The sequence below is a fragment of the Streptomyces sp. NPDC001678 genome, assembly GCF_042892945.1.
GTDB lineage: Bacteria > Actinomycetota > Actinomycetes > Streptomycetales > Streptomycetaceae > Streptomyces.
The window spans coordinates 147,697-169,685 of sequence record NZ_JBIAUP010000013.1 but is presented as its reverse complement, the minus strand read 5'-3'; the positions used below and the strand labels follow the sequence as shown (position 1 = coordinate 169,685).

The window sequence follows — 21,989 nt, the reverse complement described above, 5'->3', positions numbered from 1 at the left end:
ATGACCACACCCCGGGACTTGTTGATCACTGCCATGGAGGTGGAGCCCAGCCGCCCCGTGGAGCGGGGCGAGATGTCGCTCGCGCTGGCGGGAGCCGAGTTGATCGACTTTCTGGCCGCCGGGGTCATCACCCTGGACGACGACCGGATCGTCCCCGGCGGTGGAGCGGCCGTGGCCGATCGCCTTCTGGACCAGGCCGTGGCGTCGCTCGTCCGCGAGGCGCCGTACGAGGCGGTGAGCGACTGGCTGTGGCGCCGGGGCCGCGAGCTGGCCCCGGCCTACCTGGCCGCCTTGGAGGCGGAGGGAGTGCTCACGCGGCAGCGAAGCCACTGGAAACCCTTCCAGGACGGCCAGAGGGTTCTGGCCGATTCACCCGACCGCCGCCGGGCGGAGGACCGCTGGGAATCGAACGAACCGGTCCTCGTCGCCCTCGCGACGGCCGTCGGGATCCGCGACCAGGAGACCGAAGACGCCCCGAACTCCCCGGGCGCGCCCGATGAGCCCGATGAGGCAGTGGAGACCGTGCTCGCCGCGGTCAACGACGCGTTGATCGAGCTGGAGTCCGTCAAACAGCGACGAGCCATCGAGCAGGCAGCCTTCGACAACATCTGGCGAGGTCAGTAGCGGCGTCAGGTCACATCCGATCACCGGCCGCTGCCGTGCGAACACGAAACGGCCGGGGCCAGTCCAGGCTGCGCCGGACGGGTGGGGACAACCACGGCGGCGCGCTGTGTGCCGTCCAGATCTCCGCTCCGGGTTCGGCGCCCGAGCTGGTCGAGGTCCCGCTCCGCGAGCCCGGCCCCGGGACGGTCCGCATCGCCGTCGAGGCGTGCGGCGTGTGCCACTCCGACCTGCTGATCGCCGGCGGCTTCCTGCCCGGCACCACGTTCCCCGTCACGCCGGGGCACGAGATCGCCGGCCGCATCGACGCCCTCGGCGAAGGGGTGGAGGGCCAGCAGGTCGGCGACCGGGTCGCGGTCGGCTGGTACGGCGGCAGTTGCGGGCGCTGCGACGCCTGCCGCGAGGGCGACGCCATCCACTGTCCCCAGCTGGCCATTCCCGGCGTGGCCTACTCCGGCGGATACGCCGACTCCGTGATCGTCCCGGCCGGCGCGCTCGCGGTCGTCCCCCAGGAGCTGACCGCCGCCGAGGCCGCGCCGCTGGCCTGCGCCGGTGTCACCGTCTTCAACGCCCTGCGCCGCAGTGCCGCCCGCCCCGGCGACACGGTCGCCGTCCTCGGCCTGGGCGGACTCGGCCACCTGGGTGTCCAGTTCGCCCACGCCATGGGCTTCCGCACGGTCGCCATCGCACCGTGGAGCGGAGAAGGAGCCGCTGGCGTTCCGGCTCGGCGCCGACCACTACGCCCACTCCTCCGGCGCCGCCGTCGACACCCAGGACACTCTGCGCTTCGCGGCCCGGACCGGCGTGCGGGCCTGGATCGAGGAGGTGCCCCCTCGAAAACACCGCCGCCGCCATCGACAAGATGACCAGCGGCCGGGCCCGCTTCCGCATGGTCGTCACCACCGGCCGCTGAACCGCCCCACCTGGACAGCCCCCACCCCACCGGCGCTCCCCCGGCTGATGCACATCGTCGACGCCCCCCAACACACCACCGCCGGAAACCGGTTGGCGAACCGCACGGTCCTCACGGTCCTCCCGGTCCTGCGGGCGACTCCCGGGGCATTGTCTTCGACGGCGAACGCGACATGATGAGATTCAGCGCAGGAGCTGGGTCACGGTCCCCGTGCCGGCGGCACGACCGTGGTGCCGGAAGGCAAAGAACTGGCCTTCCTCCATGGCGACGGGCCGGTCGAGCGTGACCGTCACCACGCCCCCGTGAAGCGGCTGCAACGCGTCTGCTTCCCGGCTCAGCGCCACCACGCCCGGCACCGCAGCGGCGCGGACGTGGAACTGGAGGCGCTCGCCCGTGCGCACCTCGGCAGAGCCGTCTTCCTCGGACAGCAGTGCGATGTCGGCTTCGAAGCCCGCATGTGCGGTGAGCGAGCCGGGCGCCGCGAGGACCTGCCCCTGCTCAGCCGTGCCGGCCACCGTGCCCGGCAGCAGCAGACCCACGTTCATCCCCGCACTCGCCTCGCCGACAGACCGGCCACGGGCCGCCTCTATACCTTCGACGGGAACGATCGCGCCGCCACCGAAGCCGACGATCTCCACCTCGTCACCTGTACGGACCCGCCCTCGCTCGACCCGGCCCGCCAGCATGACCACCCGGCCTTGGTTCCGGGGGAAGACATCCTCGACACACATCAGGAACGACTCGTCCGCCGCGTTCACCCAGGACTCCCTTACAACCACCAGCCGTAATCAGATTGCCGAGGCTAGCAGCGGCTGCAATTGACGTGGCTCCTGCGACAAGGATGTCTCTTCCAGAGATGACCGCAGTTGTTCGTTCAGGGACGGGACGGATGCGGCATCGCACGACACGACCACCACGAGTCTGCCGATTTCTTGAAGAGCAGCCGACAGCCACTTCACATCGCGACGTCGAGAATCGCCCCCAGCAGCCCGCTGCCGAGCGCACACCAAAAGCTGCCCTTGAGGAGCCGTCCCTGGACACGGATGCGTTGCGCGTTCATCGAGCCGCCGTAGATCAATGCCGGGACGCCCACGCACAGGAAGGTCAGTCCGAGACACGTTCCCGCGAGCCAGCCGAATGCGTACGCGGGGTGGACCACGTAGTAGGTCCATGAGGCCTTGGCCACCTCGACCCGGCGCCCCATCGCGTAGTTCGGCTCGACCCTTGCGTGGTGATCCACGATTCGGCCGTCCGACGAACGGAAAGTTCCCTGAGTCGTCACATTGACCCCGCCGCGGCTGCTGGTCGTGTATTCGTGCGTCTCCACCGTGAGCGTGCCGTGGGTACCCGCGATGCCGGCCGCGAACGGGAGGCCGCACGCGCTGAAGCCGCCGACGAGACAGGCGAGCAGCAGCGCCACCACGCCGCCGAACCGCACCTTGGCGGGTGACGCATTCATTCTGGCCGTGTGCCTCATCGCGTTCTCGTTCTCGTTCTCGGGGTGGCCTCCCCCGTGTGCCCCTCATGTACTCAGCCGGCCCGATCGCGGTTCACCGTAGACAGCGGCCGCGGTGCCGCAGTCGCCCAATTCGTCACAAGTGGACGGCCGCATATGCAATCCATATGCAGCCTTGGCTGCACGCCGGTCGTTGATTGACCACTCCTTTACCCGGGCCGACCATCGGCAAAAGGAAAGGCCGCAACAGGTTCATCCCCCGCAGTCACCGGCTCAAGGGCGTCTTCGGCCGGAGCAGGCGACCTGGGCGAGCATGGAAGAATTCACCGAATCGGTGTGCGAGTGCGCTGGTCAACCGGTTCCGGACCCGGGTCAACTCGTCGATGCGCTGGCCGAGTTCGGCCACTCGCTGGATGGTGACTTCGGCGACCGGGCAGTGGCCCGGCCCGCCTTCACCGACCCTTGCGGAGGCCCTGGCCCCGGAGGGTGGCGTGATGTCGAGGACGTGGACGAAGTCCCGTACGTCACCGATCGTCAGTCTCGCGTCCAGCAACTCACGGATGGCACGCAACCGCTCGATGTCGTGCTGCCCGTAGTCGCGATGGCCTGACGGCATACGCCGCGCTGTGAGCAGTCCCCGTTGCTCGTAGTAGCGCAGCGCCCGCGGGGTGAGGCCCGAGGCCGCCGCCGCATCACCGATTCGCATCGTTGTTTCCTCCTCGGGGCCGGGTTCAGAGCTCTACCAGCACTGCTCCCGCATGACGTCCTTCGATCAGCTCGCACAACGCCCTCGGCGCTTGATCAATGCCCGACAGCCGGGTGTGCGGGAGGATGAGGGTGCCGTTGCGCAGCCCACGGCTGAACTCCCGGGACCACTCGGGGACCGCGTCCAGGTGATCGCTGCCGGATATGCCGCGCAAGGTGATGCCCCGCAGGATGAGGGCGCCGGTGTCGATCTCGACCGGTGCGCTCAGGTTGCCCGACATCTGGCCGGACAGCGCGCCGACGAGAGCGACGCGGGCGCCGCGGCGGGCGATGGCCAGCGCGGCCCGTAGCTGTTCTCCGCCGACGTTGTCCAAGACCGCGTCGATACCGCCGGGGGCCGCCTCGCGCAGCTGGTCCTCGATCGGGCCCGCATCGCGGGTGACGACGGCGTCGTATCCGAGTTCCTCGGCCAAGTACTGGCCCTTGCGCCGGGAGCTGGTACTGCCGATGATCCTCGTCGCGCCCCTCAGGCGGGCGAACTGCCCGGCCAGGGAGCCGACTCCACCGGCCGCAGCGGTGACGAGCACGTGTCCCCGGCCCGTACCTCGGCTCCCCGCACGATCCCCAGCCATGCGATCAACCCCTGTGACAGATACGCCGCGGCATCCGGCAGCGCCTCGGGGTCGATGCGCTGCGCCTCCGCCTCGTCGATGAGTGCGTACTCGCGCCAGCCACTGTTGTGGGATGGCTCCTTCGGGTTTGCTGTGCCCGTGGCGCTGGGGATGCCCCTGAGCCTCGAATGAAGGAGAGGATGTCCTCGATGCTCGGCTCGTAGCCGTTGGAGGTGTCGACCTCCAACGTGGGGACGTCAAGAGAGATCGGCACGAAGGAGTCGAGCGAGTACTCCCCCGAGGCGAGGGCCTCCAGGAGCTCGTGGTCCCCGTGGGCCCCTCGGTGGTCGCTCCGCTCAACGCGGTGGGCGATCCGCCGGTGCGCGATGTCCGCTGGGGTGTTGCAACGGATGACGCGGATGTCCGCGAGGGGGACGAGTGGTTCGAGGTGGGGTAGCCACAGCCGGTCCTGGAACGCGGCTTCGATGACGATCGTCACCCCGGCCTTCAGCAACACCCTCGTCATCTCGAAGAACGCCTTCAACGTAGGGTAGTTGAGAGGGTCGTCGCCCCCGGCTCGATATCCGGGGGTGGCCAGGACCATGCCTTGTTTGATCTCGTCACGGATGACGGCGGGGCACCCCAGCCCGCGGGCGAGTTCGTGGGCGAGCGTGGTCTTTCCCGTGCCCGGGGGGCCGCTCACGACGACGAGTGCCGGCGAGGTCATCAGCATGGGGGTGTCGTGGAGCCTGGGCGAGAAACGCGTTGGCCGACTGTCCGGATCGTGATGCGGGAGAACGGTGCCGAGGTCGCCATGGCCGTAGTATCGCGAGCGGGCGGCCGGAGCCGGGTGGAATCCGCGCAGGTTCCCGTCCACGAGCCGTGTCGCTGCCCGCTCCGGCTCCCTCCTCCAGCCCGCCGGGGCATGGCACCGGCACGCCGACATGTACCGGATCGAGGGGTTTGCGAGCGCCGTTCTCCCATGGATCTCCAGGGCGACGGATGCTCGTCCCATGAAGTCACGCAGGAAGACGTCCCGGATCCTCCTGACCGCCTGCGCCGCGTTCGCGCTGGCAGCCGCCCCGGCTGCCGATGCCCAAGCCGCCAGCGGCAGGCTCGACTACGACGCCACGGACGGAACCCACAACGTGATCGCCAACCCGCCGGACGGCGTGTGCATCGACCTCCCCAAGACAGCGGTCGGCGTGGACAACCAGACGGACACGCAAGTCACGCTGTACACCGGCAAGGGCCAGACCGCCCGCTGCACCGGCGCCAAGGAAGTCGTACCGAGGAACACGGGAATCACTTGGGGAAACTACCGCCCCAACAGCATGTGGTTCGGGCCCGGGGCACCGTAGCGGATGAGCGCCATCCCGGGTTCGCCGGCCGGCCGGTAGTGTCCGGCCGGCACTGCCCGGGCGCTTCTCCATGAGGAAAACCGTCGGCCGGGCAGCACCGGCCGACGGTTTGAAGCACCCATGGGCACAGGGCGGTTCAGGCCCGCCCCCAAGGGCGTCCGCTACTTGAACAGGCGGTCGCCGCTCGTAGCCATGCGGTGGGTGCTGCCGTGGCGGTTCACCCAGTCGGTGACGAGCTTGATCGCGTTGGCGCACTGCCAGCTGTTGTCGTACTCACGCACTCCGGTGAAGGCGCCGTAGCCCGCGATGATGCCGTCCACACGGGCGTCGCCCAGCAGTTTGTCGACGTACCACGGGTCGTTGTAGGTGGTCGTCCAGGACAGCGTCGCCGCCAGCCGTCCGGCGGCACGGTCACCGGCGCCCTTCTTCAGCTCCGCGCACGTGTTGTAAGTGGGCTCAGTGCAGTTGCCGAAGCCCTTGGTGATGTCGGAGTCGCCGTAGTCCATCACCCGGCGTCCGGCGGGGAACCCGGAACCGGACCTGTTGAAGGCGCCCACCACCTGGTCGCGGGTGCCGGTGGTCGTGATGCCCTCCAGGCGGCCGAGCTTGCCCTCCAGGCTCTTCCAGCCCCTGCCGCCGACGTCAGGGGTGTTGCCGCCGTGGTACTCGTAGAAACCGTAGAGCACCTGGATCCCGGCGGCCGTCAGCCGCTGCGCCTTGTCACGCAGCCCGGCGACGCTGCACCCGCGGTTCGACGCCTCCCCGCAGTAGTTCGGGTCCTTGATGTCCAGCCAGACCAGCGCCAGCCGTCGCCCCGCCTTGGCGTGGGAGACGATACGGTCGATCATGCCGTCGAAGCTGGGGCCGTGCCGGGTGTCACCGGCCGAGGAGCAGTCGTGATAGGCGCGCCATTCGTTCGGGTTCCACCAGGCGCAGACGTCGATCTCGATGGCGTTGGCGCCATGACCGAGCGCGGCGTCCACGCCGTCCAGGGTGTCGACCCGGTGCGCGATGGCGTAGACCGGGTGACGCTGATCGGCTGCCGCCGCCGGGGTCGTACTGAGCGCGGTGACGCCGATGATCCCGCACAGGGCCGCCAGTAACGCCAGCACCGTCCGAGGGCCCGCGCGGTGGCCGCGATGGCCGCGATGGCCGCGATGGCCGCGATGTCGAAGACGAGTGGTCAAGAAAGGTACTCCTTCATGTTCATGTCGGTGTCCTGAACGCTTGGACCACCTGAGCTTGTGGGGTGGGGCGTCCCGGACGCCACGAAAGCCCGGCACTCCGGGACGCAGGAACGCGAAAGTGGGCTCTGAACAGGGGAGACGCAAGCCGATTGGAACGCTCGAATGGAATGCCCGAACGGAACGCTCCGGGTCGCGGAGCCCTCGGTCACGGAGCCCCGGGCCCCACCGACGGCAGGTAGCGCGGTGCTCGCCACGCCTTCAGCCGGTGCTCCACCGCGGCCCCCAGTGCCAGCAGTTCGGCGTCCTGGTGGTCACCGGCCGTCAGCAGCAGTCCGACGGGCAGCTGGTTCACGGATCCGGCGGGCACCGACAGCGAGGGATAGCCGGCCACGGCCGCGGGGGTGGAGGACGGGATGACGTCGTTGTCGCCCCGCGCGCAGTCGGTGGTCCAGGCAGGCGGGTTCGTCGGGGCGGCGATGGCGTCCAGGCGGTGGGCGGCCATGGTCTCGTCCACGGAACGCCGGGACAGGGTCCTCAGCTCGGCGCGCTTCGCCCGGTACGCCGGGTCGGTGGTGGCGGGCGCGGTGAGGGCCTGCTCGAAGAGTTCCTGGCCTGCGAAGCAGGTGCGCTCCGCCGGGTGGGTCCGGTTGAACTCGATCAGTGCGGCAAGGTCCCGCGGCCCGTCGCGCGTGGCGAGGTAGGCGTTGATGTCCCGGCGGAACTCGCTCAGCAGCGCCGGGAATTCGAGCTCGGCGAGCCGCTGCTGGTACGGCGGCGTCACCTCGACGACCTCGGCTCCCGCGTCACGGAGCCCGGCCGCCGTGCGGGTCATCACGGCGTCCACCTCCGGCCCGAGCGAGGGCAGTCGCCACAGGCCGATGCGTTTGCCGCGCAGCCCGCCGGCACGCGTCGCCCCGTCCGGGAGGACGGGAAGGGTGGTGTCGTCACCGCTGAGGACGGCGAGGGTCAGCGCCGCGTCCGTCACGTTGCGGGCCATGGGCCCCGCGGTGTCCTGTTCGGCCGAGATCGGCACCACGCCCGCCTGGCTGACCAGTCCGAGGGTGGGTTTGTGGCCCACCACTCCGTTCGTCCCGGCGGGGCAGACGATGGAGCCGTCGGTCTCGGTGCCGATGGCCACCTGCGCCAGCGAGGCGGCGAGCGCGGCGGCCGAGCCGGAGGACGATCCGCACGGGTTGCGGTCCAGGACATACGGATTGCGGGTCTGTCCGCCCACCGCCGACCATCCTGATGTCGGTGTCGTCGCACGGAAGTTGGCCCACTCGGACAGGTTGGTCTTGCCGAGGATCACCGCCCCCGCGTCCCGCAGCCGGGTCACCAGGGCGGCGTCGGTGCGCGGCGGTCGTCCGGCCAGTGCCAGGGAGCCGGCCGTGGTCGGCATGTCGCGGGTGTTCACGTTGTCCTTGAGGAGGACGGGGATGCCGTCGAGCGGGCCGCGGGTTTCGCCCCGCCGGTGTCTGGCGTCGCTGGCGGCCGCCTGCCGGAGGGCCTCGGGACCGGTGCGCAGAACCGCGTTGATCACGGGGTTGACGGCTTCGATGCGCCGCAGGTAGACGGCGGTCAGTGCCGAGGAGGTCAGCGAACCGTCCGCCATGCGGGCCTGAAGCTCCGGGATCGTCACCGTGTCGAGGTCGACCCCCGGCAGCCCCGGCGGGGACGCGCTGCCCACGCCGGGGCCCCCGCCGGATTCGGCGGCGTCCGCACGCGGATCGGGCACGCCCGTCAGAAGGAATCCCGTGACCAGAGCGGCGACCAGTGCGGTGGTGCTCCTTTTCGTCATGTGAGGTAGCCGACTACATGCGGAGATCCCGGCGCAAGGGTGCCGCGAGACACGCACGCGCCGCATGTGTGGACACGGGGCTTGAAGCTGCCGCAACGGCAGCTTCTACCGTTCTCATCAAGGCCGGGGAACGACTCCGGTCCACGGTGAACGTTCGTGGGGGCGACGGGATGGCCTGGCCGATTGCGGAGATCGCCCGGATGTCGGGGCTGACGGCCCGTACGCTGCGGCACTACGACGAGATCGGCCTGCTGCGGCCCGCCTGGACCGGGGCCAACGGCCGCCGCCACTACGAGGAGCGTCAGTTGCTGCGGCTCCAGCAGATCCTCGTGCTGCGGGAACTGGGGGTGGGCCTGACCGAGATCGGCCGGATCCTGGCCGAGCAGGTCGACGAGCTGGAGGCCCTGCGCGGCCACCACCGCCGGCTGCTCGACGAGCGCGACCGGCTCGACGCCCTCGCCCGCACCGTCTCCCGCACGATCACCGAACTGGAACGGTCCAGGAAGGACGGTAGCGCCATGACCACCATCAACCGGCCGGAGAACCTGTTCGAGGGCATCCGGCCGCCCCAGCACCGGCAGACCCTGCGGGAGTTCCCCGGGCTCGCCGGAGCCATCGGGCGCCGCACCGCGGTGATGAGCGAGGCCGAGCTCGAGGCCGCGCACCGCGACCGCACGGCGAAGATGATCCGGCTGGCCGAGCTGATGGTCGCGGGCCTGCCCGCGGACGCCGACCAGGTGCGGGAGCACGTCGAAGCCCACTACCGGGAGCTGACCGCGCTGCACCCCGTCTCCGTCGAGGAGTACCGCGCGATCGGGCGCGCCTGTGTGGACAACGAGCAGTGGCACGCGGCGTACGAGGCGATCGCGCCGGGCCTGGCCGCGTACCAGCGCGACGCCATCGAGGCGCACGCCTCCCACCTGGGCTGAGCGCGCTCCCCGGAACGTGACGGGCCCACGCGCCGCCGGCCCGGGCCCGTCACACGATCAGGTGGTACGCGGTGGTGCGGGCGCCCTGCCGGGTCCGTCGGCCCGCGTGCAGACTGGACGGGAGGGCAGGAATGCCGCCGCGGCCAGGCCACCCGTGGCGGAGTCCCCCGGTCCGGGGCCCCGGACCGCCAACTCCTCCGAGGGGAGCCGTACATGAGCGAAGACCGTGCCGCACCGTTCGTCTGCTATCCCACGGCGATCCTCGACGCGCTGTCACACGACCCGGACCGGACCGCCCTGGTGGCGGCCGACGGGCGGCGCGTCACCGCCGGGGCGCTGTGCGACAGCACGTACCGGCTGGCGCGGGAGCTGGCCGGGCGGGGCGTCGGCCGTGGCGCGACCGTGGCCCTGCTCACCGGCAACACTCCGGAAGCCCTCGTCGCGCGCTACGCCGCACATCTGGCGGGCGCCCGGGTGGTCCACCTCTACGAGGGCATGGCCCCCACAGTGCTCGCCCTCATCGCTAGCACCGTCGACACCACTTTGCTGCTCATCGACGCCACCCGGCACACGGCGGCCGGGGAACTGCTGTCCCTCGCCGGGCCGGACGGGATCCCCACCGTGCTCGGACTGGGCGCCGGCCCTTTCGGCGAGGACGTCCTAGCGGCCGCCTCCCGGCACGCGCCGGCGCCCTTCCCGTCCGGGGTCGTCCCCGAGGACGACATGTCCATCACCTTCACCGGCGGCACCACCGGCATCCCCAAGGGCATCCGCTCCACGCACGGCCCGTACCGGCTGGGAATGGAACACCCGGTTCCGGACGCCGGCGACCCGCCCCGCTATCTCGCCGCCACCCCGCTGGCCCGGCTCTCCGGCCCGCTCAGCGACAACGCCCTGATCCACGGCGGTTCCGTCGTCCTGCGGCGTGCCTTCGACCCCGGTGACGTCCTCGCGACGATCGAACGCGAGCGGGTCACCCATATGTGGCTGCTGCCACCGCTGCTGCACCGGCTGCTCGACGACCCCGGCCTGACCGGAACCGATCTGTCGAGCCTCACCCGGATCACCTACGGCGGCTCGCCCGCCTCGGCCGTCCGGCTGCGCCGGGCCATCGACGTCTTCGGGCCGATCCTGTACGGCTGGTACGGCCAGACGGAGGTACCCGCCATCGCCGAGGCACGCCCGCACGACCACTCGGTGACCGGGCGCGGCGGCCGGATCACCACCGGCCGGCCACTGCCCTGGGTCGAGGTGGCCATCCGCGACGGCGACGGCCGGACCCTCCCGGCGGGCGAGGAGGGCGAGGTGCAGGTGCGGTCCCCCGGGATCATGCCCGGCTACTGGAAGCAGCCCGAGCTCACCGCCGAGGTCCTGCGGGACGGCTGGCTGTGCACCGGGGACATCGGCTACCTCGACGAGGACGGCTATCTGTTCGTCGTCGACCGCCTCAAGGACCTGATCATCGTGGTGGGCGGCCACGTCTACCCCACCGAGCTGGAGGAGCTGCTCCTGTCGCACCCCGCCGTCGCCCGCTGCGCGGTCTTCGGCACTCGCGACGCCGACGCCGTCGAGCACGTCCACGCCGCTGTCGTCCCCGCGGCCGGGCGCTCCCCCGGTCTGGACGAGATCCGCGCCTTCGTGACCGGCCGCAAGGGCGCCATGTACGCGCCCGAGGCCCTCCACCTGCTGCCCGACATCCCGCTCACGTCGGCGGGCAAGCCCGACAAGGCGCTGCTGCGCGCGACGCTGGGCGTCTGATCGTCCGGCCGGGGGAAGCCGTGCTGCTTCCCCCGGTTCTTGTCAGGGCTTACGGGGCCATCTCGTACGCGCCCGACAGCGCTTCGACGCGCTCCCAGACGCGTGCCGAGCGGGCCGCGTCGACGACCGGGCGGCGGACCGCGCCGAGGGCCCAGTTCTGCTGCTCCTCGGTGGCGGAGTCCTTGCCGTGCAGCTCGACGGCGTGGGCGGAGTAGTCGCGGACGAGGACGGCGAACAGCTCGTCCAGGACGTCCTCCTCGGTCCCCTTGAGGGCGGCCTGCTCAAGGATCAGCTGGCCGTGGACGACCAGGGCGAAGAGCTGGCCGACGGCCAGGAGCAGATCGAGGTCGCGGCTCTGCTCCTTGTCGGGGGCGGCGGTGGTGACGAACGCGCACAGGGCGTCGGCCTGCTCCCGGAAGCGGGCCACGTTCGGCAGGTGGGCGTAGGCGTCGAAGGCGGTGCGCCAGTCGTGGAAGCGGATGGCACCGAGGCCGCGGGCCGGGCCCTGCCGGAAGAGGAACGCGTCGTCGGCCGCGTCGAGGCGGGTCGGGACGGCCGGGTAGTCGGCCGGGTCCAGCAGGTGGTTGCGCATGAACTTCAGGATGAGCGCGAGGTTGACGTGGACCGTGCCCTCGAGCTTCGGCAGGCCGCGGATCTCGCTGGCGGCCTGGGCGAAGTAGGTGTCCTTCTCGAAGCCCTTGGCGGCGATGACGTCCCACATGAGGTCGATGACCTTCTCGCCCTCGGTCGTCACCTTCATCTTCGTCATGGGGTTGAAGAGGAGGTAGCGGCGGTCGTCGGGGCCGGCGGTGCGGAAGTAGTCGACGGCGCGGTCGCTGAAGAGCTTCATGCCGACGAGGCGGACGTAGGCGTCGGTCAGCTCGCGGCGCACGTGCGGGAAGGCGGTGACGGGGCGGCCGTAGAGGATGCGGTTGTGGGCGTGGGTGACGGCCTCGTACATCGCGTGCTCGCAGATGCCGATGGAGGCGGTGCAGAGGTTGAACTTGCCCACGTTGACGGTGTTCAGGGCGGCGTCGAAGGCGGCCTGTCCGGTGTGGAGGACGTCGTCGGCGGCGACGGGGTAGTCCGCGAGGCGGAATTCGCTGACGTACTTCGAGGAGTCGACCACGTTCTTGACGAGGTGGTACGCCTCGTGGCGGCTGTCGGCGGCGAAGAAGACGTAGCCGTCGGGGCCCTCGACGTCCGTGCGGCGGCCGAAGACGGAGACGAGGCCGGCGGCGTTGCCGTTGCCGATGTAGTACTTGGACCCGGTGGCCCGGAAGCCGCCCTCGCCGTCGGGCTTCAGGAGCATGTCGGTCGAGTAGATGTCGGCGCCGTGGGTCTTCTCCGACAGGCCGAAGGCGAACACCTCGCCCTGGCCGAGCAGCTCGGCGGCGCGGGTGCGGGCAGCGGTGTTGTCGCTCTGCCAGACGGGGCCGAGGCCGAGGATGGTGACCTGCCAGGCGTACCAGTAGTCGAGCCCGTAGAAGCCGAATATCTCGTTGAGGGCGGCGATGCGGGCGGTGTCCCAGCGCTTGTCCGCCGCGTCGGCGGCGGCCGCGGCGGGGGTGAGGAAGGTCGCGAACAGGCCTTCCTTGGTGGAGAATTCGAGGAAGTCGGCCAGCCAGGCGCGGGAGCGGTAGTCCTCGATGAGCCTGCGCTTGCCTCGGGTCTCGAACCAGTCGACGGTGGCGCGCAGCAGTCTGCGGGTCTCGGGGTCGAAGTGCGCGGGGTCGTAGGTGCGCGGGTTGAAGAGAAGCGGGTCGGCCATGGTTGTCCGCCTTTCCGGCTCGGAGTCGGGGGGTGAACGGTTCGGTGTCGCTGTCGGTGGGGTGCGCCCGGGACGCCCGGGCCCGGACACGGGGGTCGGACGCGGGTGTAGGGCGCGGGGATCGGGCGCCGGGAGTCAGCCGCCGGGGCGTTCGCCGGTCCGCGTTCCGGTGGCGTGGGCCGCCCGGATGCGGTGGAGGGTGGCGAGGACGTCGTCGAGCCAGGCGAGGGTCATCCGTTCGTACGCGATGCCGCCGCGCAGCACGACGTGCTGGAGCTCCCGCATCGCGTCCGGCCCGGATTCGTCCGATCCGGATTCGTCCGGTCCGGGTTCGGTGGGCGCGTCGGGCCCGGTGAAATCGCGCAGCTCGCCCGCGAGGTAGTGGGTCAGCCGATCGGAGTGCGCCTGGTGGTACCGCTCGACCTGGCGGATCAGGGCGGTCGGGTCGTCGAAGGCGGCGCCCCGGATCTTCACGGCGAGGTCGTGCCGGACGCTCTCGGGTTCGATGGGCTCGTGGAGCCAGTCGGAGAGGGCGGCCTGCCCGGCAGGGGCGACCGAATAATGCTTCTTATCCGGCTTGCCCTGCTGTGACACCTCATGGACGTCGACCCAGCCGTCGCTCTCCATCCGCTTCAGGACACGGTAGATCTGCTGATGGGTGGCGGTCCAGAAGTAGCCGATGGACCGGTCGAAACGCCGGGCGAGCTCATAGCCGGATCCCGGCTTCTCCAGCAAAGAGACGAGGATCGCGTGCTCGAGCGCCATACGCCGGATCCTCTTATGCAACTCGTTTCATAGGCAAGTGGCCCGAGCACGGTGAGACACGGCTCACGCCCGCGACCTGGAGGCCAGGTCGATCGCCTCGTCCAGGACGTCTCGGGCGCGGATCAGGTCCATGATCAGCCGGTCTGTCCGTTCGCGTTCCTTGGCGAGCTCCGCGACGAGCCGTTCGGTCGCCCGCGCGGACGGGCCGCCGTCCACGTCACGCATACAGGGGAGCAATTCGGCGATCTTCGCGCTGTTCAGGCCCGCGGCGAAGAGTGCCTGGACGCGGATGACCCGGTCGACGGCCCACTCGCCGAACTCGCGATGGCCGCCGGGCGTGCGCTCGGCGGTGAGCAGACCCTGCTTCTCGTAATAGCGCAGCGAGCGTTCGCTCACCCCCGTGCGCTCGGCCAGTTCCCCTATCCGCATCTTTCCCCCTGCCCCATGGCATCCGGGCGCACCCCTGCCCGGACTTGAACCTGACACCGGTGTCAGTTCCTACCGTACGGGCATGACGCAGACGACCGTACGCCCCGACCTCTTCCAGCCCACCCGTCTCGGCCCGCTCCATCTGCCCAACCGCCTGGTCATGGCCCCCCTCACCAGGAACCGGGCCGGAGCCGACGGTGTCCCCGGAGCCCTGATGGCCGCCTACTACGCCCAGCGGGCCTCGGCGGGCCTGATCATCGCCGAGGGCACCACCCCGAACGCCGTGGGCCGGACCTACCCCAACATCCCCGCGATCCACAGCGAGGCCCACGTGGCCGGATGGCGACGGGTGACCGATGCCGTGCGCTCGGCCGGCGGAAGGATGTTCCTCCAGCTCCAGCACGGGGGCCGGGTCGGCCACCCGCTCAACAGCGGGCTGGTGCCGCTCGCCCCCTCCCCCGTCGCGCTGCCCGAGACGATCCACACCCCCGACGGCCGCCGGCCCTCCGTCGTACCGCGTGAGATGACCGCCCAGGACATCCGGTCCACCGTGGCCGACTTCGCCCGGGCCGCCCGCAACGCCAGAGCGGCGGGCTTCGCCGGGGTGGAAGTGCACGCGGCCAACGGTCAGCTCCTCCACCAGTTCATGGCGCGCAACACCAACCACCGCACGGACGCCTACGGCGGCTCAGTGGCGAACCGCATCCGCTTCGCGGTGGAGGTGACCCGCGCCGTGGCCGACGCGATAGGCCCCGACAGGGTGGGCCTGCGCATCTCTCCGGCCAACACCGTCAACGGCATCGAGGAGGACGACACCGAGCGGCTCTACCCCGCGCTCGTCGACGCCCAGGCGGACGCCGGTCTGGCCTACCTGCACATCGAGTTCGCCGACCCGACCGACCCCCTCTTCATGACTCTCCGCGACGCGTGGCCCGGCACCCTCATGGCCAACCCCGATCTGGGATGGCCGGGCCCCCTGCCCGCCGACGGCGGACAGGCCGCCGGGGAACGCCTGCTGGCCTCGGGAGCCGACCTGATCTCGCTGGGCCGCGCGTTCATCGCCAACCCCGACCTCGTCGCCCGTCTGGACACCGGAGCGCCCCTCAACCCGGTGCGCGAGAAGTACACGATGTACGTGGGAGGGGCCACCGGATACACCGACTACCCCGCGTTGACCGCCTGACCGGCCGAAGGCGACGGGGAGGGCGAGGACGAAGCCGGCTTGGTGACCGCGTTCGCTATGCGCAGCACCATTTCCATCTGGGACTTGTCCCGGTGCGTGGGGGTCCAGGAGTACACCACCTTGCGCTGGAGGTCCCGCGTGGCGACCACCGCCGAGTTGTAGCCGTACCGCTCTCCCGACTTGCCCCACAGGGTCACGCCGTTCACCGTCACCGACTGGAGGCCCATGCTGTAGGAGGCCGGGGAGCCGTCCACCATGCGCACGTCGGCGCCCGGCAGCGTGAACATCTTGTCCAGCGTCGCCTTGGGCAGCAGCTTGCCGGGGGTGAACAGGGCCGTGACGAAGCGGTCCAGGTCACCCGTCGTGGAGATCAGCTCGCCCTCGCCCCAGGCCTCGGACTGGTCGAAGTCCGTCGCGTCCTTCAGCGTGCCGTCCGCCATCGCCAGGTATCCGTGGACGTGCGGGCCGTGGATCTTCGTGTCGTTGCCCGGGAAAGAAGTGTGGCGGAGGCCCACCGGGCGCAGGACGCGCTCACCGATCGCCTTGGCGTACGGCTTGCCCGTCACCTTCTCGATCAGCATCGCGGCCAGGACGTAGTTCATGCCCCGGTACTCCTGCTTCGTGCCCGGCGTGAACTTCATCGGGCCGTCGGGCAGGGTGGCCACGATCTTCTTGGGCGTCCACCGGTCGTAGCGGTGCTCCAGGATCTGCTCCGGGGTGTCCCGCCGCGGAATTCCGGCGTCGCTCTCGTTCGGCAGGCCGCTGGTGTGATTGAGAAGCTGCGAGACCTTGATGGGCGCATAGCTCTTGGGGAGCAGGCCGGGCAGGTAGTCCTGGATCGGCTTGTCCAGGTCCACCCGGCCCTCCGCCGACAGCTGGAGCACCACCGTGGCGACGAAGACCTTTGTGATGCTGCCCGCCCGGAAGGCGTCGTCCGCCCGGACCGGCGCGCCCGTCCTGATGTCCGCCACGCCCGCCGTGCCGTACCACTGGCCGGCCTTACCGCTGACTCTCAGCTGGGCGGCCGTCGCCTGGGGGTGCTCCAGGTCGGAGATGGCCGCGCGCAGGGCCGCCGTGTCGAGGGGCGGCACGGCGGGCGTCGCCTGCCCGGCCGCCGAGGATGCCTTGGGCGGCCGCGTGGCCGCGAACGCCGCGGGGGCGGTGACGCCGGCGAGGAGAGCGGTGGTCAGCGCGGCGCCCACGAGGGCCTGGGTGGTGCCCACGAGGGCCCGGCGGGAAAGGAATGTCGAAGTCATGACGATCATGATTCCGGCCCCCGGCCGGGCCCGGCATCCGGTAACGCCCCCTATCCGCCCCTGACACGCCCCTGACCCCGGGCCCGGGGCCCGACCCTGACGCCCTCTCAGGGGATCCCCGACTCAGGGGGCGACCTCGACCGTTCTCGAGGCGCACGTCAGTTGACGCAGGGAATACCGCCCTCCTTCACCGACTCGCCCGCGAAGCCGCCGTCCGGCGCCGACGACTCCGGTCCCGGCCCCGGCCTCGGCCTCGGCCCCGGGGAGGACGCCCCTCCGCCACTCCCACCCTGCGACGGGGACGGGGACGAGGACGAGGATGGGGGTGAGGAAGACGGCGGCGCCGAGGACGGGGCGGACCGGCCGATCTTCGCCTGTACGAGGGCCCGGATCTTGCCCTGGTCGACGAGTTCCACCTCCTCGCGGTTGCGCGTGGCGGATCCCTCGGTCGGCACGGTGTTGAACTCGACGTTGCCTCCGGTGAGGTTGCCCGCCTGCCGGGCGAAGTCGATCACGTAGAGTTTGCTGTCGACGACCAGGTCCTTCTTCATCACCCCGAACAGGCCCCGCAGCTTGCCCAGGTCGTCGAAGACGCCCTGGGTCTTGAGCTTGTGGGTGACGGAGGAGAGGAACGCCTGCTGCCGGTGGGTCCGGTCCAGGTCGCCGCCGTCCAGCCCGTGCCGCTGGCGGACGAAGGCCAGCGCCTGTTTGGGGTTCAGCTCCTGGAGGCCGGCGGGGAAGTCGGCGCCGGAGTAGCGGTCGCGCACCGGGTGCTTCAGACAGACCTGGATCGGCTGGAGCACCTTGGCGATGTCGTAGAAGCCCAGCAGGTTGACCTCGGCGAAGTGGTCGATCGGCACCCCGAGGAAGTTCTGCACGGTGGCCAGGGTCGCCTCCCGGCCGGCTTCCCGGCTCCCCGCCTCCAGATCGTTGCCGCGCACGCCGTCCCGGTAGAGCCGCTCGCGGGCGCCGGTGTAGGCGTTGGAGTACGCCTCCTTGATCTTGAAGTGTCCCTGGGACGAGCCGTCGCCGTTGAGGGTCTGGACGTAGTCGTCGCGGGGGATGGAGAACGCCTGGACCTTTCCGCCGTCGGCGGGGATGTGCATCAGGATCAGGGTGTTGGTGTTGTAGTAGCCGATGTCGCTCGATCCCGCGTGCAACTGGTCCTGGACGAATTCCTTCGGCAGGTCGTTGCCGTTCATGTCCTTGCGGGAGTCGAGGCCTATCAGCAGCAGGTTGACCGAGTTGTCGAGGTGTCTCGGCGCGTTCCGGCCGACCCTGTCGAGGGCATCGGAGGTGTTCAGGCCGCCTGTGACCCAGCGGTACGCGGCCCAGGAGACCCCGCTGGTCGCCAGGACGGCGGCGGAGGTGAGGCCGACGACGATCCGCGTGGCCACGACCGTGCGGGGAGTGCGCCCGCCACCCCGGTGCCGGGCCGCCGACCTGCCACGGGCGGGGCCATCCGTCCTCCGCCCACCGGCCCTGTCGGCGCCGTGCCGTGCGGCGCCCTGGTCCTCACGCATTGTTCCTCCTCGTGCTCCGCCGGGACCGGATCCATCGCGCGGCCAGCACGACGAGGAGGGCGGCCTCGGCCGCCGCCATCGCCGGGAAGGCGTCGACGGCCCAGTGCACCGCCGCGGTCACGGTCCCCTTGCCGTGGCCGTCCGCCGTGCCGCCGCCCAGCCCCTCGGCGACCGCCGTGATCGGCGCGACCACCAGCGGCGGGGCGTACGCCACCCACCAGGCACCCGCCCGTGAGCAGGTCATGGCCGCCAGAACCGCGCCGACGACCGCCGCGGCCACGAAGGCCCGGCCGGGCACGGAACCGGTCAGCCCGTCCACGGCGATCCCGGCCACTGGCAGCACCAGGGCGGCCACGGCGATCAGGGCCGCCCTGCGGGACCGCACCCGCGATCTGCCGCGTCTCCTGCCGTGCGCGGCCGCCGCCCGGCCCCTGGGGGCCGGCACCTGCCGCGCCTCTTCCTTGAGGGGGCGCGGCGCGGCCGGGTCGTGCGAGGGGGTGGACCGGTGGTCTGCCGTGGGCATTCCGGGTTGCATAGTTGCGCAATATAGCAAGTGTGAGTGATGCGGGAGCGTGCCGGGCCCCTGGTGGAGGTTCCCGGTGGAGGTCCCTGACGGAGGTCCCTGGCGGAGCCGATCCTGCCGCGTCCCGCGCCCGCGTCACACGGGGCTGATGTCCGGGGCGGCCGCCTCCAGGTCGTCGACGCTCCCCGACATGATCGTGCGCACATGCTCGGTGATGTGCTCGGCGGGCCAGTCCCACCAGGCCACCGCCAGCAGGCGGGCGACGTCCTCGACGCTGTAGCGGGTGCGGATGAGGCGGGCCGGGTTGCCGCCGACGATCCCGTAGTCGGGCACGTCCGCGGTGACCACCGAGCCTGCTCCGATGATCGCGCCGTGTCCGATCCGTACGCCGGGCATCACTGTCGAGCCGTACCCGAACCACACGTCGTTGCCCACGACCGTGTCCCCTCGGTTCGGCAGCCCGGTGAGCAGGTCGAAGTGCTCGGCCCAGGAGCCGCCCATGGTCGGGAAGGGGAAGGTGGAGGGACCGTCCATACGGTGGTTGGCGCCGTTCATGATGAACCGCACGCCCGTGCCCAGGGCGCAGAACTTGCCGATGACCAGCTTCTCCGGCCCGTAGTGGTAGAGCACGTTGCGCGTCTCGAACGCGGTCGCGTCGTCCGGGTCGTCGTAGTAGGAGTACTCCCCCACCTCGATCAGCGGGGACTCCACCAGCGGCTTGAGCAGCACCACCCGCGGCTGGCCAGGCATCGGATGGAGCACGGTCGGATCGGCGGGAACAGGCATGGCAGGCGATTCCTCAGGAGTTGCGGTTGCGGGCCGGCGATTCCATTTCATGATCGCAAACACTTCGTCGTCCGGGACAGCGGTTTACCGTCCGCCCGGCATACTCACAGCATGGCGGCCCGTCCCATGGCCGCCGGGGGAAGCGGGATCCGACGTCGGGGGGCTCGGAGATGGACGGTCACATACCGGAACGGCGAGGGCAGCGCTGGAGCCTGGAGGAGTACGAGAAGCTCGTGGCCGGCATCGTCGAGGGGCTGACCGCCGAGGAGTTGGCCGCCCGGCATCAGCGGAGCGTGGCCTCCATCGGGTGGGCCGCCCGGTCGCTGGTTCCGGCCGAGGAGGCGGTGGACGGGGCGACGGCTCTGGCCCGGCTGACCGAGCGGCTCACCGGCGGCGGGGCAGACGGCACGTACGACAGCAGGGCTGACGGCACATACGACAGCGCGTACGAGGGCAGGCCCGACGGCACGTACAACGCCACGTACGACTGGCGGGCCCGGCTCGCGGACGTCCTGCGGACGCGGGCGGCCACCCGGAAGACCAGGGAGGCACGCGGCCGGCGTGAACGCCCGCGACAGTGCGAGCCCGACACGATAGCGGCGTTGTGGCAGGAGGCGACCGCGCACCGCCTGTCGCCGGAGCGGCGGACCGAGTTCCTGGCCCGTCAGCCCGTCAAGGCACTGACGACGTACACGGAGGACGCGCTGCGCCCCGTCGCCGCGCGATTGTGGCGCGCCCACGGGCGGCTCCTCCTGGAGGAGTGGCTCCTGGAGGCCAAATGCCCCGGCCACACGGCGGCCGACCTGTCCTGGGAAGCGGTCGCCGAGGGTGACACCGATGCGACGACCGTGCTCCACGACCTTTCGGCAGCGGCTGTCGACGAGTTGCGCGACGTGCGCGCCCACGCGGTCCTGTGCCGCCGGCTGGGGCTCGACGGCCACGACCCCCGGACCCAGTCGGCGATAGGGCGGGAGTTCTCCCTCACGCGACAGCGCGTCAGTCAGCTCCAGGCACGGGGCTTCGTCAGGATACTCGGCAGCCGGGATCCGGCCACCGTCGCGCTTCGCGAGGCATTGCGCCTCCTGCTGCACGACGGGGCACCGGGAGAAGGGGCACCGGGAGAAGCGGAGAGCGCCGAACGGCTCCGGGCCGTGGCTGACGTTTCCTTCCCCGGTGCGCCGCTCAACCCCGCCGGCCTGCTGCTCGCCCGTCTCTCCGGCAAGAGCGACGACGAGGCCAAACGGCTGCTCGGCGTGATCAGCGCCCTGGACTCCCAGCGGCGCAAGGAGGAGCGGCAGCGGCACCACCTGGAGGCACGCGCCGCACGCGCCTCCGCACGCTGGACCGACCTGGCCGCGGCGGCCGACTGGTCCGGCACCCCGGGCCCGGCTCCCGCCCCGGAGGAGCTGTCGGCCCTGCGCGACGTCAACCCGCGCGAGCATTCCGGGTCGTGGTTCAGCACCAAGCTGGGGCGCGAGGTGCAGTACGAGTCGACGACCGAGCTGCAGGTCCTGCAACTCCTCGACCACGCACGCCAGATCGCCTACTACCAGGAGCAGCCGCTCGCCATCGGCTACACCTACAGGGGCCGCCCGCGCACCTACTACCCGGACTTCCTGGCCGTCACCACCCGGGGCCATGCCGTGCTGATCGAGGCCAAGCCGCAGTACGCCATCCCATTGGCGATCAACGAGGCCAAGTACCGTGCCGCCGCCGGTTACTGCGCGGGCCGCGGCTGGGGTCTCCTGGTCACCGACGGCTCACGCACCCGGGCCGGCCTCGCGCGGCACACGGTCGACTCCGAGCTGGAACGGCGATTGCTGGCCGCCGTGACGGAAAGGGAACTGACCTGGCCGGACATCCGCGAGATCGGGCACGGTATCCCCTTCACCTCGCTCGACATCGCGGCGCTGGTGCTGCGACACCGGTGGACGTGGGAGCTGGGCCCCTACCGGCTGCGCTCCACCTGAGGCGAGCCGGACTCCACCGGCTCCGCGTCACCCCGCTCCCCGCGCGTCGCGCGATACCAGCGCCCCCAGGCGTCGAGCTGGTTCGCGATGGCGTCCAGGCTCCGGCCCGTCTCGGTGAGCGTGTAGTCCACGCGCGGCGGCACCTCACGGTGGACGGTCCGTATGACCAGCCCGTCCGCCTCCAGCTCCCGCAACTGGCGCGTGAGCATCCGCTGGGTGATCCTCGGCAACGCGCGCTTGAGCTCGCTGAACCTCTTGGTGCCGTCCAGCAGTTTCTTGAGGATCGCCAGTTTCCAGCGGCCGCCGAGCACTTCCATCGCCGCCTCGACGTCGCAGTACTCCGGAGTGTCCTCGATGTCGCCCCGCACGGAGCCCACCTCCCCAACTCGGTATACAGAATGGCACTATGGCACATTCATGACCGTACTTGTCCTGTGCGTCAGT

The 21,989-nt window shown here is 70.8% G+C and carries 20 protein-coding genes and 2 pseudogenes; 7 read left to right on the top strand and 15 right to left on the bottom strand.

Annotated features, from left to right (window positions below):
- Both ACFYZR_RS25475 and ACFYZR_RS25470 read left to right on the top strand, forming a co-directional pair.
- A complete protein-coding gene (locus tag ACFYZR_RS25475; RefSeq protein ID WP_391914077.1) occupies positions 1–624 on the top strand; it encodes a GPP34 family phosphoprotein in 624 nt (207 codons plus the stop codon).
- Positions 625–728: 104 nt separating this feature from the next.
- A pseudogene (locus ACFYZR_RS25470) lies at positions 729–1,534 on the top strand (alcohol dehydrogenase catalytic domain-containing protein).
- 182 nt (positions 1,535–1,716) lie between these two features.
- Here ACFYZR_RS25470 and ACFYZR_RS25465 read toward each other — a convergent pair.
- The 5 genes and pseudogenes from ACFYZR_RS25465 to ACFYZR_RS25445 form a co-directional block, all read right to left on the bottom strand.
- On the bottom strand, positions 1,717–2,292 hold the full coding sequence (locus ACFYZR_RS25465; RefSeq protein WP_391914075.1) for a hypothetical protein: 576 nt from the start codon (positions 2,290–2,292) through the stop codon (positions 1,717–1,719).
- A 197-nt stretch (positions 2,293–2,489) separates the two neighbouring features.
- Complete coding sequence (locus ACFYZR_RS25460; protein WP_391914073.1) at positions 2,490–2,993, bottom strand: hypothetical protein; 504 nt, start codon at positions 2,991–2,993, stop codon at positions 2,490–2,492.
- Positions 2,994–3,255: 262 nt separating this feature from the next.
- Positions 3,256–3,696 carry a MerR family transcriptional regulator gene (locus tag ACFYZR_RS25455; protein ID WP_391914071.1) on the bottom strand — a complete coding sequence of 147 codons (441 nt, stop codon included), beginning with the start codon at positions 3,694–3,696 and terminating at the stop codon, positions 3,256–3,258.
- Positions 3,697–3,721: 25 nt separating this feature from the next.
- Positions 3,722–4,437: pseudogene (locus ACFYZR_RS25450) on the bottom strand (MDR family NADP-dependent oxidoreductase); the annotation flags it as partial.
- Positions 4,332–5,033, bottom strand: coding sequence for an AAA family ATPase (locus ACFYZR_RS25445; protein WP_391914175.1), 702 nt, complete (start codon positions 5,031–5,033; stop codon positions 4,332–4,334). The gene ACFYZR_RS25445 and the pseudogene ACFYZR_RS25450, both read right to left, overlap by 106 nt.
- Before the next feature lie 286 nt (positions 5,034–5,319).
- Here ACFYZR_RS25445 and ACFYZR_RS25440 point away from each other — a divergent pair, with 286 nt between their 5' ends.
- Positions 5,320–5,667, top strand: a complete 348-nt coding sequence (locus ACFYZR_RS25440; protein WP_391914069.1) for a hypothetical protein — start codon at positions 5,320–5,322, stop codon at positions 5,665–5,667.
- Positions 5,668–5,828: 161 nt separating this feature from the next.
- Here ACFYZR_RS25440 and ACFYZR_RS25435 read toward each other — a convergent pair whose 3' ends face one another.
- Entirely contained in the window at positions 5,829–6,779 is a 951-nt protein-coding gene (locus ACFYZR_RS25435) for a phospholipase (protein ID WP_391914067.1), read from the bottom strand.
- Positions 6,780–7,059: 280 nt separating this feature from the next.
- Complete coding sequence (locus ACFYZR_RS25430) at positions 7,060–8,652, bottom strand: amidase (RefSeq protein ID WP_391914065.1); 1,593 nt, start codon at positions 8,650–8,652, stop codon at positions 7,060–7,062.
- A 170-nt stretch (positions 8,653–8,822) separates the two neighbouring features.
- On the opposite strand from ACFYZR_RS25430, the gene ACFYZR_RS25425 reads away from it, so the two are divergent.
- On the top strand, positions 8,823–9,581 hold the full coding sequence (locus tag ACFYZR_RS25425) for a MerR family transcriptional regulator (RefSeq protein WP_391914063.1): 759 nt from the start codon (positions 8,823–8,825) through the stop codon (positions 9,579–9,581).
- A 213-nt stretch (positions 9,582–9,794) separates the two neighbouring features.
- Complete coding sequence (locus tag ACFYZR_RS25420; RefSeq protein WP_391914061.1) at positions 9,795–11,339, top strand: AMP-binding protein; 1,545 nt, start codon at positions 9,795–9,797, stop codon at positions 11,337–11,339.
- Positions 11,340–11,388: 49 nt separating this feature from the next.
- Here ACFYZR_RS25420 and ACFYZR_RS25415 read toward each other — a convergent pair whose 3' ends face one another.
- From ACFYZR_RS25415 to ACFYZR_RS25405, 3 genes are all read right to left on the bottom strand, one after another.
- Positions 11,389–13,110 (bottom strand): acyl-CoA dehydrogenase family protein, encoded by a 1,722-nt coding sequence (locus ACFYZR_RS25415; protein WP_391914059.1) that lies wholly within the window; start codon positions 13,108–13,110, stop codon positions 11,389–11,391.
- A 135-nt stretch (positions 13,111–13,245) separates the two neighbouring features.
- Entirely contained in the window at positions 13,246–13,875 is a 630-nt protein-coding gene (locus ACFYZR_RS25410; protein ID WP_391914057.1) for a PadR family transcriptional regulator, read from the bottom strand.
- A 63-nt stretch (positions 13,876–13,938) separates the two neighbouring features.
- The gene (locus tag ACFYZR_RS25405; protein WP_391914055.1) at positions 13,939–14,304 is read right to left on the bottom strand and encodes a MerR family transcriptional regulator; all 366 of its coding nucleotides are present in this window, start codon (positions 14,302–14,304) and stop codon (positions 13,939–13,941) included.
- Positions 14,305–14,386: 82 nt separating this feature from the next.
- On the opposite strand from ACFYZR_RS25405, the gene ACFYZR_RS25400 reads away from it, so the two are divergent.
- Positions 14,387–15,487 (top strand): alkene reductase, encoded by a 1,101-nt coding sequence (locus ACFYZR_RS25400; protein ID WP_391914053.1) that lies wholly within the window; start codon positions 14,387–14,389, stop codon positions 15,485–15,487.
- On the opposite strand, the gene ACFYZR_RS25395 is transcribed toward ACFYZR_RS25400, so the two are convergent.
- The 4 genes from ACFYZR_RS25395 to ACFYZR_RS25380 form a co-directional block, all read right to left on the bottom strand.
- A complete protein-coding gene (locus ACFYZR_RS25395; protein WP_391914051.1) occupies positions 15,466–16,743 on the bottom strand; it encodes a serine hydrolase in 1,278 nt (425 codons plus the stop codon). The two genes, ACFYZR_RS25400 and ACFYZR_RS25395, sit on opposite strands and share 22 nt — an antisense overlap.
- Before the next feature lie 158 nt (positions 16,744–16,901).
- Positions 16,902–18,266, bottom strand: a complete 1,365-nt coding sequence (locus tag ACFYZR_RS25390) for an LCP family protein (protein WP_391914049.1) — start codon at positions 18,264–18,266, stop codon at positions 16,902–16,904.
- Positions 18,259–18,789, bottom strand: coding sequence for a DUF6542 domain-containing protein (locus ACFYZR_RS25385; RefSeq protein WP_391914047.1), 531 nt, complete (start codon positions 18,787–18,789; stop codon positions 18,259–18,261). Before ACFYZR_RS25385 ends, ACFYZR_RS25390 begins: the two co-directional genes overlap by 8 nt.
- 135 nt (positions 18,790–18,924) lie before the next feature.
- Positions 18,925–19,575: a CatB-related O-acetyltransferase gene (locus tag ACFYZR_RS25380; protein ID WP_391914045.1), complete on the bottom strand. Its 651-nt coding sequence runs from the start codon at positions 19,573–19,575 to the stop codon at positions 18,925–18,927.
- A gap of 170 nt (positions 19,576–19,745) precedes the next feature.
- On the opposite strand from ACFYZR_RS25380, the gene ACFYZR_RS25375 reads away from it, so the two are divergent.
- Positions 19,746–21,545, top strand: a complete 1,800-nt coding sequence (locus tag ACFYZR_RS25375; RefSeq protein WP_391914043.1) for a TnsA endonuclease N-terminal domain-containing protein — start codon at positions 19,746–19,748, stop codon at positions 21,543–21,545.
- Here the strand turns inward: ACFYZR_RS25375 and ACFYZR_RS25370 are convergent.
- Positions 21,524–21,913 carry a winged helix-turn-helix transcriptional regulator gene (locus ACFYZR_RS25370; protein WP_391914041.1) on the bottom strand — a complete coding sequence of 130 codons (390 nt, stop codon included), beginning with the start codon at positions 21,911–21,913 and terminating at the stop codon, positions 21,524–21,526. The two genes, ACFYZR_RS25375 and ACFYZR_RS25370, sit on opposite strands and share 22 nt — an antisense overlap.
- Positions 21,914–21,989 lie beyond the last annotated feature (76 nt).

Excerpts from the sequence above, each read along its gene's own strand:
- ACFYZR_RS25475 (WP_391914077.1), top strand. The coding sequence starts at position 1 with ATGACCACACCCCGGGACTTGTTGATCACTGCCATGGAGGTGGAGCCC.
- ACFYZR_RS25460 (WP_391914073.1), bottom strand. The coding sequence starts at position 2,993 with ATGAATGCGTCACCCGCCAAGGTGCGGTTCGGCGGCGTGGTGGCGCTG.
- ACFYZR_RS25455 (WP_391914071.1), bottom strand. The coding sequence starts at position 3,696 with ATGCGAATCGGTGATGCGGCGGCGGCCTCGGGCCTCACCCCGCGGGCG.
- ACFYZR_RS25445 (WP_391914175.1), bottom strand. The coding sequence starts at position 5,033 with ATGACCTCGCCGGCACTCGTCGTCGTGAGCGGCCCCCCGGGCACGGGA.
- ACFYZR_RS25440 (WP_391914069.1), top strand. The coding sequence starts at position 5,320 with ATGAAGTCACGCAGGAAGACGTCCCGGATCCTCCTGACCGCCTGCGCC.
- ACFYZR_RS25430 (WP_391914065.1), bottom strand. The coding sequence starts at position 8,652 with ATGACGAAAAGGAGCACCACCGCACTGGTCGCCGCTCTGGTCACGGGA.
- ACFYZR_RS25425 (WP_391914063.1), top strand. The coding sequence starts at position 8,823 with ATGGCCTGGCCGATTGCGGAGATCGCCCGGATGTCGGGGCTGACGGCC.
- ACFYZR_RS25420 (WP_391914061.1), top strand. The coding sequence starts at position 9,795 with ATGAGCGAAGACCGTGCCGCACCGTTCGTCTGCTATCCCACGGCGATC.
- ACFYZR_RS25415 (WP_391914059.1), bottom strand. The coding sequence starts at position 13,110 with ATGGCCGACCCGCTTCTCTTCAACCCGCGCACCTACGACCCCGCGCAC.
- ACFYZR_RS25410 (WP_391914057.1), bottom strand. The coding sequence starts at position 13,875 with ATGGCGCTCGAGCACGCGATCCTCGTCTCTTTGCTGGAGAAGCCGGGA.
- ACFYZR_RS25405 (WP_391914055.1), bottom strand. The coding sequence starts at position 14,304 with ATGCGGATAGGGGAACTGGCCGAGCGCACGGGGGTGAGCGAACGCTCG.
- ACFYZR_RS25400 (WP_391914053.1), top strand. The coding sequence starts at position 14,387 with ATGACGCAGACGACCGTACGCCCCGACCTCTTCCAGCCCACCCGTCTC.
- ACFYZR_RS25395 (WP_391914051.1), bottom strand. The coding sequence starts at position 16,743 with ATGACTTCGACATTCCTTTCCCGCCGGGCCCTCGTGGGCACCACCCAG.
- ACFYZR_RS25390 (WP_391914049.1), bottom strand. The coding sequence starts at position 18,266 with ATGCGTGAGGACCAGGGCGCCGCACGGCACGGCGCCGACAGGGCCGGT.
- ACFYZR_RS25385 (WP_391914047.1), bottom strand. The coding sequence starts at position 18,789 with ATGCCCACGGCAGACCACCGGTCCACCCCCTCGCACGACCCGGCCGCG.
- ACFYZR_RS25380 (WP_391914045.1), bottom strand. The coding sequence starts at position 19,575 with ATGCCTGTTCCCGCCGATCCGACCGTGCTCCATCCGATGCCTGGCCAG.
- ACFYZR_RS25375 (WP_391914043.1), top strand. The coding sequence starts at position 19,746 with ATGGACGGTCACATACCGGAACGGCGAGGGCAGCGCTGGAGCCTGGAG.